Source organism: Paracoccus aerius (assembly GCF_014656455.1).
In the GTDB taxonomy this organism is placed as follows: Bacteria; Pseudomonadota; Alphaproteobacteria; order Rhodobacterales; family Rhodobacteraceae; genus Paracoccus; species Paracoccus aerius.
On record NZ_BNCL01000048.1, the window covers coordinates 1 to 9,563 of the forward strand.

Here is a 9,563-nt window from a genome sequence, read left to right on the forward strand (position 1 = left end):
CACATGACCGTACCCGATCACATGTCCGAACCGTTCAAAAGAAAGCTTGCACCGACCGAGGTATCCACACATGGGAGGGCGACCTCATTCTCGGTCTCGGCAGTTCGGCGATCGGCACACTGGTCGAGCGCACGACCCGCTTCACCATGCTCCTGCACTTGCCGCGCATGGAAGGGCATGGGGCGGGCAAAACCATGAAGAATGGACCAGCCCTTGCCGGTCATGGTGCCGAGGCCGTCCGGGATGCCATCGCAGAAACCATCAGCAGCCTGCCTGCCCACCTGCGTCGCTCGTTGACTTGGGACCAGGGCGCCGAGATGGCGCAACACGCGCAGCTGCGAACCAATACTGTCTCGAGATTTATTTCTGCAACCCACAGAGTCCGTGGCAACGTGGCAGCAACGAAAACACCAACGGTCTGCTCCGCCAGTATTTCCCAAAAGGCACAGATCTCAGCCAACATGGGGCCGAAGAGCTAAGCGCCGTTGCCCATGCGCTGGACACACGCCCCGCAAAACGCTGAGTTGGCAAACACCGGCAGAGGCTCTCGACCGGCTGCTCACACAGCATATAACTGAAGGTGTTGCCACGACCGGTTGAATCCGCCGTCTACCTCTTATTCTTATGTCGCCATGTAGAACGAGGGCATGACACAAACGCGCTCAAACTGATCCCGTCAGCTTTGATGGCACTCTGCATGGTCGACTTGCGCCGGTCCTGCATCACTTCGCATATCGCTCAGAAAGCATGGCATTCCGCAATCGACAGACGCACCACCCGGCATCAACCCAAAGCGCATCTGGCGGCTAATGCGCCTAATGCCGATCTACCAAAAGCCCAACACCAGCGAGCCGAGGAAGGGTCACAAGACCTATCCCTATCTGCTGGGCGGGCTGCGGGTGAATCGCCCCGGCCGGGTCTGGTGTGCCGACATCACCTATCTGCCGATGCGCCGAGGCTTCCTGTATCTCGTTGCCATCATGGACTGGTTCACGCGTAAGGTGCTGGCCTGGCGGATCTCCAATACGCTGGAGGACGGCTACTGTATCGAGGCGCTAAACGAAGCCCTCCACCGGTTCGGCGCGCCCGAGATCATGAACACCGGTCACGGTTCGCAGTTCACCTCCTTCGACTGGACAGATCGCCTGATACGAGCCGGCACCCGGATCTCGATGGACGGCAAGGGGCGCTGCATCGACAACGTCTTCGTGGAGGGCCTGCGGCGGTCCCTGAAGTATGAATACGTCTACCTGCACGCTTAGGAGATCGACTCACAGGCTAAGGCTGCAATCGGTCGCTGGATCACTTCTACAACCACCAACGACCTTACACCGCCCATGGCGGGCAGCCGCCTGCCGTGGTCTACTTCAACAGCATCGAAACTGATCAGCAGGCGCAGGCAGTAGCTTAGACTAACATGGAATAAGCAGCGCACCTGGGCTTATTGCTAACCACTTCTTTTTGAGCAGCAGGGCAGCAAACGCAGAACGTGCAAATTGCAATAAAGCTTTCTTTGCCTTCTGCACCGGCTGTTTCTGAGAGTTTGTCAACAAGGTGTGGCAAACAAAGCGGCCTGTCCCATGCTGGACATGCTGTCATCTGACGGGGCATCTCAAAACGTCATGAGAACTGCCATAGCTGGACGTCATAACTGGGCGTCATAAAGTTTCATCATGGTCTTTCGGCATGGTTTTTAGTCCGTCGTTGGGGCATAAAATTATGTCACAAAGGTCGTCATATAGGCGGAAATGATCCTGTAACGCCTTTGACTTGCACCGACGGGCCGATGGGGCCAAAGCCCCTCTAGCAAAGTGCCTTGAGGAGACCGCAGGCCCCGCCCGCCCTCCCCTACTGCACGTCCAGATCCCCGAGAGCCACACCAACCGCTCCGAAGCACTGCAATCAGGTTCGGACGGCAGCGGATTGCCACTGCCCGCCGCCTGAAACGGAAACGCAGCGTTGACCCAGCCTGACGTCATTGACATTCCCGCAGTCTTGCTCAACGCTGCGTTGTAGATTGGCAAGAAATACATATCTAATTTTTTACACCTGATTAATGCCCGGACGGACTTCCAAGCTCAGCCCCTCTGACGTGAAAAAGATCGCCGCCTCGGTGCGGGCGGGTGTGCCTGTCACGGTGCTGGCCAAGACCTACGGTGTCACACGGCCGACGATCTACCGCGCCCTCAACGCCTTTCACGAGAAGGAAGCGGTTGCGGATGCCGGCACGGCTCCGGTGTCGTTCACCGTTGATCGCAACAGCCTTGCTGCGTTTGACGCCTTCACGGGGCAGCTTGGTCTTTCCAGCCGAGCCGATGCGCTGCGTCGGCTGTGTCGTGTGCCGGCTGGCTATCTGGAGCCCGATCCCGACCTGGCTTCTGCGCTGCGGGCGGTGGCGGGGGAGTTGTCGGCGATCGGCCGGAACCTGAACCAGCTTGTCGCGACCAAGAACTACGAGGTCCGGCGCGGTCAGCAGTTAAAGCTGACCCGGCCGCAGGAGCAGCTCTTGTCGGATCTTCTCGAACAGCTTGACGGCGTGTCGGTGACCGTCCGGGAACTGGAGGGCAAGCGGGCCTCAAAGACAGTCCGCCGTTTTGTTGCCAGAATGATGGGGGATGGTGATGAGCCGCGTTAATGCGGTGACTGCCGTCAACGGTAGGCTCTTTGAGGAAGATTGGGGGAAAGTCGGCCGGGGCCGGAATATCGGTCATGCCCGCCATATGGCGCGGGCAGCTCAAGGTGCCTCCCCTGCTGTCTTCAAGATGATCCGCACGGGTGGATGCTCTTCAACCGGTCAGCTTTCGGCCCAGTTCAATTACCTGTTCTCCAAAAGCGTGGATATTCACGACTCCCGGGGATTGCTTGACGGCGCAAAGACGTTGAGCCCGGAGCAGATCGAGGCTGCCGTATCGCGGTGGGCTGATCATTGGAAAGGCCAGATGAATGCGGCGCGGACCAGCCATTTGCTGATGTCCTTTCCGCGCGGGACAAAGCCCAGCCATGTCAGCCTGATTGCAGGAGAAATCTGCCGTGAAAAGCTGGGCGGCCGGTTTGACTACATGATTGCGGTTCATACCGACAGCCCGAACAAGAACCCGCACGCCCATATCATCGTCAACCGGCGTGGGGAGGATGGCGATTACTTCATCCTGCGGCGGGGCACGGACTACAGCTATGAGGCTTTCAAGGAAGCCATGGTCGATCATGCCGATCGCTACGGCATTCGGCTGGAGGCCACCTCGCGTTTGCAGCGGGGGCATCTCCCTTATCCGCCCACCGACGAAGAGTGGCGGCGGGCTCGGGAAAAGGCGGTGCAATCGGGAACCGCTTTTGAGGCACCGGAAGGCAGGCCTCGCATCGGCGAGGCGCTTGTCCGTGCCACGCAGGAGGTTCGCGATTGGTCCCTGCGCTATCGCGAGCTGGCGAGCTTTGCCTCGCAGCAGAACCTGCAGGATCTGGCAACAGCATTTGAGAAGGCATCCTCCGTCCTGGCCGGGGGTGGCGCCATGATATCGAAAGGGGAACCTTATATGTCCTTGGTCGAAGATTTTGACACAGCCGCCGCGCATTTGAGAAAGGCCGTCGATGACGCCGAGCAGCGCATTGCGGATGCGGCCCCGAACCAGCGTCCCGCCATGGAGCGCAAGCTGGCCGAGGCGCTGACCTCGGTGGAGCATCTGCAGCCTCTGGGCACCCGGTCGCGCGAGTTGCGCGAGAGCGCCAGCGAGGAAGGCATCTATTCGGCGCAGAACCTCGGCATGCTGAACACCCGCTTTGCCCTGGAGGGACGCGACAAGCTGACGGCCGCCCTGGACGGGACCGGGATCAATCCGGTCGAGGTCGAGGCCCGGATGCGGGTTGGCGCCTCTTCCGCTGCCTTGGAAGCCCGATGGGTTCAGCAGGATCTGCAAAGCGTGGCTGATCTGCGCGGCCTGGATCTGAGAGACGGGGCACAGTTGCAGCAGGCGATCGCCGTGGTGGATGCGGCTTATAATCGCGTGGCAGACGCCTATGGCGTGGATGATGCCATTCACGCGCGTGCGGCTGGCCAGCATGGTGAACCGGCGGAGACCGGTGTCATGGCGAAAGCACAACGCGAGATCGACGCTGAAGACGTCGACATGGAGGCTGAAGCTGACCGCTTGCAGGATGGCCTCGATCTGTCCGCGCAGATGGAGCGGTCGCGCCAGGCGGATGCGCTTGAGAATGCACCAACCAGCTCGATCGGGTCGCGTGACGGCCTCGGCGCTGACTATGCCGAGTTGGCCCGCTATGCCCGGCCAGTTGGGGCCGAGGACGAGCGGCGGTTGCGCGAGGCCATCGAGCGGACCCTCACCCGCGATGAGCTGGACCGGCTGAAGAGCGGGGATGTGGATGTCTTGCGCGGGGTCGGCGATCGCGACGATCAGCTGACGATGGCTCGGGATTATCTGCGTGCGGCGGGCGACCCGGAAGCCCGGCATGGCCTTGAGCGTGTCAGCGAACAGGTGAGCGAGGAGCGCGAGCGGCAACGCCAGGAACGCGGCCATGAGGGAGACGGCCATGAATAAGCTGCACATCCTGGGTGGAGCCCTGCTGTTTGCACTCCTTGGCACCGGCTTCGCCTAGCGGAAACCAGCGACTTCAGCTTCCGGGATTTCCGGCGCTTCCCGCAGTCCGCCTATTTTATCGCCCCGCCTCATAACAAGATCACAGCCATCGCTCCTCTCGTCCGGCTGTTTTTCTCGGACCTTCTGTCGAGCCTGCACGACCATCTTCCTGGTGAAGATGAGCCTTGGCGGGTCATGATCATGCTGGACGAGTTCGACATGCTGGGCCGCATGCCGAGCGTGACGGACAGCATCAAGACGCTACGGGCCTATGGCGGCCACCTGGCTGTCGTGACCCAGACCATCCCTGCCCTCGACAAGATCTATGGCGAAGACACCCGGCTTTCATTGCAAGGCGGCGCAGGCGTCAAGATCTACCTCGCCCCGTCTGAGCAGCGCACAAAGGCCGAGTTGTCGGCGGCGGTTGGCAAGACCACCGTCCGGGTCACCTCAAGGTCCAGGACCATAGGAAAGGGACCCTTTAACGGGATCAACGTGTCCGAGCGCCATGAAGAGCGTGACCTCTTGACCGAGGATGAAGCCGGGCGGCTGAAGAAAGATGACGTGATCATCCTGGCCAATGGGCAGCATCCGATCAAGGCACGGCGGATTGAGTATTTCGACGACAGGGAGCTGAAGCCGATCTTCAAGGCGCAGGCAGGCCCCCTGCCCGGTCCCGATCCCAAGGACATGGAACTGCGCACCATGCGCAGCGAGCTGAGCTTGGCCACCAGCAAGATCACGGAACTGGCCGAGAAGGTCGACGCCGTCGCGGCCAAACGGAGCCGGGTGAAGGCCGCCCTGCCCCGTGTTGTCCTTGAGCAGATCACTACGAAGCCATCCGATATTCAGCCGCGCACAAAATCACCTGATCCTGATGCAGCGCTGCCGAAGGCCGAGAGCGCGGCTCCGCTTGTCCTGCGGCGGCGAGACCTCAACCCCCTTGTGGCGTCAGGCCTGGCAATCTCCACAACCGATGCTGCGATCAAGGTGATGGTCGAGGCAGCTGAGAAAGTGGGGAGGAATTCACCCGATGAAGATGGATATGTGTTGGAGGCAGGCTGACATCCATCCAGGATGCCACAGAACCTTGTGGCCAGCTGTCTTGTATTATTTTGTCTGGCTACGGTGGGCTGGCAGTTTCCGATTACCCGCGCCAGGTCCACGAGGACGAAAGCCACCCGCTACTGTTTCTGGCGTAACCACCTTCAAAGCTCCGTCATTTCCGTGCTCAGCCACACGGCAAAGGCAGCTTCGGTCACATCGCCCGAGGCAAGATCCTCCATCATGCGGACGCCCTGGACCGGATCGGGGCGAAATCCCAGGCCGTTGAGGCGCAGGAATGTCAGCGCGGTGACGAAGGCAGTCCGCTTGTTCCCATCGACAAAGGCGTGCGCCTTGGCGATGCCGTAGGCATAGGCTGCAGCAAGCTCGGGCAGCGTAGGCGTGCCACAGGCCGCCTGGTTCAGCGGGCGGGCGCAGCCCGCCTCGAGCAGGCTGCGGTCGCGCATGCCCGGAGCGCCACCGTGGCGGGCGATCTGGCGATCGTGAATGGCGATAACGGCTGCAAGCGGGACCCAGATCGGGCTTGTCACGCCAAGGCTGCCAACAGGTCGCGGTTCTCGTCCATGACGATCTCAGCAGCCTCAAGCGCAGCCATGACCTCGGGATCATGCGCAGTGATGCGCAGTGAGCCATCATCTCCGCGCAGCACGAACAGGCTATCGCCCTCCTTCACGTCCAGCAGGGCAAGCATCTCGGTCGTCAGCGTCATCACGGCGGAATTGCCCACCTTGCGAACCTTGCTGTGCATCATGGGTCTGCCTCCTTTGATACGTTCGTATATACGTCCTCATTGAGGCTTGTCAATGTTCGGATCCACTCTGCCCAGGCCACACGAAGTTCCTGAGGTTCAAAAGAAGCTGCTTCAAGTGCGTATGCGATGTTACTTAGAACAGCGTCCTCTCCAGGGACAACGTCAGTCCAGAAGAGACTCGACAACGACGTCTGCAGTGACGCCCGGAACCTCCCTCGGCGGCACGCCTGTTCGAACCAGGATTGTTTTCAGCCCGGCAGCCTGCCCGGCCATGATGTCAGTCTCGATCTGATCGCCTAGTATGAAGGTCATCGCAGGGTTATTGCCCAAATTATGCAAGGCCATGTGGATCAGGTCGGGCTGCGGCTTACCAGTGACCACGGGGGTCACGCCCGACGCCGTCTCTATGGCAGCCAGGATCGATCCGGCCCCGGCTCATATCTGGGACCATGCGGTAACAATCGAGCTGCGTTGGTCCCGACAGTGTTGATACTCACCGGCGCAATCGCCGATGTTCTCGCCGATTTCGAACATGGAGCCCACGAACACCTTGACGTGGATCAGCTCAGACCATGCCGACCCAGTTGACGCGAGAACAAGGGCCGAAGCCACTAGGGAGTTGGCAAGGACATGCATGGGTTCTCTCTGGTTCTTCGCTGCCGACAGGCAGACCAACATTAGCCGCGGCACATGTCTGCAAGGACAACGAAGAGGATAGAGGAAGATAGGGCGGCTGGCAGGCGCCGCTTCTGGGAGTTTCAGCAGGTTAGGAGATTATCGTGCAAACCTTCCGAAGTGCTGTCGTGGAGGTTCGGGACCCGGCAACAACCAATCCGACTGGCCAGAGATCACCGATTGCACCACATGCAATTGCTGTGGGGGCGGCAACTTGGCTGTTACAGTGCGTTGGGGCGGAGCGCATTGGCAAGTTTTAATGTCTATTTATCCACAGGCCATCTTGCTCTGCAACAGGATCTTCTTTCTTCTCTTTCTTCTTCTTCAGAAGCTCTATGCCCCGGGAAACAAAAGGGAAAACAGCCTGACGGCAACCAATAGGGTGATCTATCAAAACATCTGGGGTGATTTGCGATAACTTTCGGGGTGATTCACGGTAACCGATGGGGTGATATCAGTTTGGAGGGAGTTCCGATTATTGTAACCAACGGGGTGATATGGGTTCGGGCGGATCTTCGAGTAATGTAACCAACGGGGTGATTTCTCATCTAGGGGTTCTCCGAACCGCAAAAATAGCTATCATCGCCCAAAAAATGGGGCGGACGGGCATGGATCAATCGGAAAATCACCCTAAAAGTTACGATAGACGCCGGACCCTTGAAGTCCGCCCCCTTGACGGTGAAATGATCAAGCCTGCGGAACTGATCGATATCCAAGGTGCTACAGGCTTATCGTTGGCAGCGCGTCGCCTCTATAATCGCTTGCTTGCCAATGCCTTCGGGCCCGATATGGGCTTCGAAGGGCGAGACTTCTGCATCCCACTGTCAGAGCTGCGCGGGACTCATGCGGGCAACGAACGGATCAGCGACAGTATCGAGGCGCTGATGAAGACGGTGGTCATTGTCCGGGGGATCGACGGTCGAACGACTCGCGTGCAGCTGCTAGGCGGTAACGACATGGTCGACAGCGAGCGGCGCCACGGGATGCTGACCTATAGCTTCGACAAGCGTCTCGCTCCCCTCCTCCGCGAAAGCGTCGTATTTGCTAAGCTTGAGTTGGCTGCTCTGCAGGCGTTTGGCACCAAGTATGGGCTGGCGCTCTATGAGGCGCTGTCTAGGCGTGTTCGGCTTCACCATGTCTTCCACGAGGATTTCGAAGTGGACGCCTTTCGCAATCTGCTCGGCGTGCCTGAGGGCAAGCTGCCCAGCTTCGGCAATCTTCGACAGAAGGCGATTGATCCCGCGATCAGCGAGGTGGTCAAGCTGGCCCCGTTCTCCTGCACCATCGAGCCCAGCGAGCATGTGGGGCGGAAGGTGACAAAAGTTCGTCTCCGCTGGTGGGTGAAGTCAGTGGATGAGATGAAGACGCAGTGGGAGGCTCGGAAGGAACAGCAAGCCGAGTTGTTTCCTGCTGCCCTGCCGGAAGCCCTAATCGAAAGCGCCGAGGTATAACTAGCTGAAATAAAAGCATACCTTTAATGCTGCTCATATAATTAAACACACATAAAAACAAACGAGGGAAAAATGTAATGCACACAGGAACAGGTGAACAGCCATGCAAGTGATCGTGCTTGCAACCCAGAAAGGGGGTTCTGGCAAGTCTACCTTGGCACGTTCGATCGCCGCGGAGATGACCGGCCGAGGCCGTGTTGCCATGTTGGATTTAGACCCACAGGGTTCGCTGACGAAATGGTGGCAGCGGCGCGAGGCTGATGACCTGCAGCTTGTGACAGGTCTAACGCGCGCCGACCAGATCGCTAAAGCGGTGGATACGCTGCGGGAGCAGGGATTTGACTGGTTGATCATTGACACTCCTGGCGCTCGGGACGAGGCGACCCGCATCGCCCTTCACTCCGCTGACCTGGTGCTTGTGCCGGTTCATCCCTCGCAGGATGATTTGGACGCGGTCGGACCGACGGTAGCCGAAATCAAAGAAGCTGGTGCCGAGTTTATATTCGTGCTTTCCCGCACGACCCGTGCCCGGATTGTGGATGAGGTAGGCCGCCTCTTGGCTGCACATGGCCGCGTTGCACCAGCCTTGATAGGTGCAAGGGTTGCGCATGGAGAAGCAGCCACGCGGGGCCTTACAGCCGCAGAGGCTGGTAATGCAGCAGCTTCTGAGGAAGTTCGTGCTTTGGTAGACTACGTAACAAAGGAACTGGCATGAAAAAGCAGCCGCTCAATTTATCACTGGACATTGGTGCTGATGCTGTGCCGGTCCCTGCCCCGCCGCCTCCCCCCGCCGCCTCTGGCAAGAAAGGCCCAGGCCGTCCCTCGATTCCTCCGCGCGAAAATGCCCGGCGCATTGCGGTGACGGTGGACGGCGAGCTTTACCGTAAGATCCGAATTGCCTGCGCGGAGCTAGACATTGATCGACAAACGTTTTTGGAGCGCTCAATTGCGCTGATGTTCGCAGACATCCAGAAGCGCGGCTGAACACACGTGTAACTGTAGAAGTGTGCAGCCGCACAAATAAATACCTGC

The 9,563-nt window shown here is 59.3% G+C and carries 8 protein-coding genes and 3 pseudogenes; 8 read left to right on the forward strand and 3 right to left on the reverse strand.

Features of this window, described 5'->3' with window-relative positions:
- Positions 1–71: 71 nt before the first annotated feature.
- From IE224_RS20020 to IE224_RS20040, 5 genes and pseudogenes are all read left to right on the forward strand, one after another.
- Positions 72–600 (forward strand): annotated as a pseudogene (locus IE224_RS20020) (IS30 family transposase); the annotation flags it as partial.
- A gap of 191 nt (positions 601–791) precedes the next feature.
- Positions 792–1,366, forward strand: a pseudogene (locus IE224_RS20025) (IS3 family transposase); the annotation flags it as partial.
- Positions 1,367–2,092: 726 nt separating this feature from the next.
- Positions 2,093–2,635: a hypothetical protein gene (locus tag IE224_RS20030; RefSeq protein ID WP_191313201.1), complete on the forward strand. Its 543-nt coding sequence runs from the start codon at positions 2,093–2,095 to the stop codon at positions 2,633–2,635.
- Positions 2,616–4,550: a relaxase/mobilization nuclease domain-containing protein gene (locus IE224_RS20035; RefSeq protein ID WP_191313204.1), complete on the forward strand. Its 1,935-nt coding sequence runs from the start codon at positions 2,616–2,618 to the stop codon at positions 4,548–4,550. Before IE224_RS20030 ends, IE224_RS20035 begins: the two co-directional genes overlap by 20 nt.
- A 69-nt stretch (positions 4,551–4,619) precedes the next feature.
- Positions 4,620–5,654, forward strand: a pseudogene (locus IE224_RS20040) (type IV secretory system conjugative DNA transfer family protein); the annotation flags it as partial.
- Between the two features lie 143 nt (positions 5,655–5,797).
- On the opposite strand, the gene IE224_RS20045 reads toward IE224_RS20040, so the two are convergent.
- From IE224_RS20045 to IE224_RS20055, 3 genes are all read right to left on the reverse strand, one after another.
- Positions 5,798–6,184, reverse strand: coding sequence for a type II toxin-antitoxin system death-on-curing family toxin (locus IE224_RS20045; RefSeq protein WP_191313206.1), 387 nt, complete (start codon positions 6,182–6,184; stop codon positions 5,798–5,800).
- Positions 6,181–6,405 carry an AbrB/MazE/SpoVT family DNA-binding domain-containing protein gene (locus tag IE224_RS20050; RefSeq protein ID WP_089389169.1) on the reverse strand — a complete coding sequence of 75 codons (225 nt, stop codon included), beginning with the start codon at positions 6,403–6,405 and terminating at the stop codon, positions 6,181–6,183. Before IE224_RS20050 ends, IE224_RS20045 begins: the two co-directional genes overlap by 4 nt.
- 162 nt (positions 6,406–6,567) lie before the next feature.
- Complete coding sequence (locus IE224_RS20055) at positions 6,568–6,825, reverse strand: HAD hydrolase-like protein (RefSeq protein ID WP_308434868.1); 258 nt, start codon at positions 6,823–6,825, stop codon at positions 6,568–6,570.
- An 863-nt stretch (positions 6,826–7,688) separates the two neighbouring features.
- On the opposite strand from IE224_RS20055, the gene IE224_RS20060 reads away from it, so the two are divergent.
- From IE224_RS20060 to IE224_RS20070, 3 genes are all read left to right on the forward strand, one after another.
- Positions 7,689–8,531: a replication initiation protein gene (locus tag IE224_RS20060; protein WP_191313209.1), complete on the forward strand. Its 843-nt coding sequence runs from the start codon at positions 7,689–7,691 to the stop codon at positions 8,529–8,531.
- A 103-nt stretch (positions 8,532–8,634) separates the two neighbouring features.
- Entirely contained in the window at positions 8,635–9,246 is a 612-nt protein-coding gene (locus IE224_RS20065; protein WP_191313210.1) for an AAA family ATPase, read from the forward strand.
- The gene (locus IE224_RS20070) at positions 9,243–9,515 is read left to right on the forward strand and encodes a hypothetical protein (protein ID WP_191313211.1); all 273 of its coding nucleotides are present in this window, start codon (positions 9,243–9,245) and stop codon (positions 9,513–9,515) included. Before IE224_RS20065 ends, IE224_RS20070 begins: the two co-directional genes overlap by 4 nt.
- Positions 9,516–9,563 lie beyond the last annotated feature (48 nt).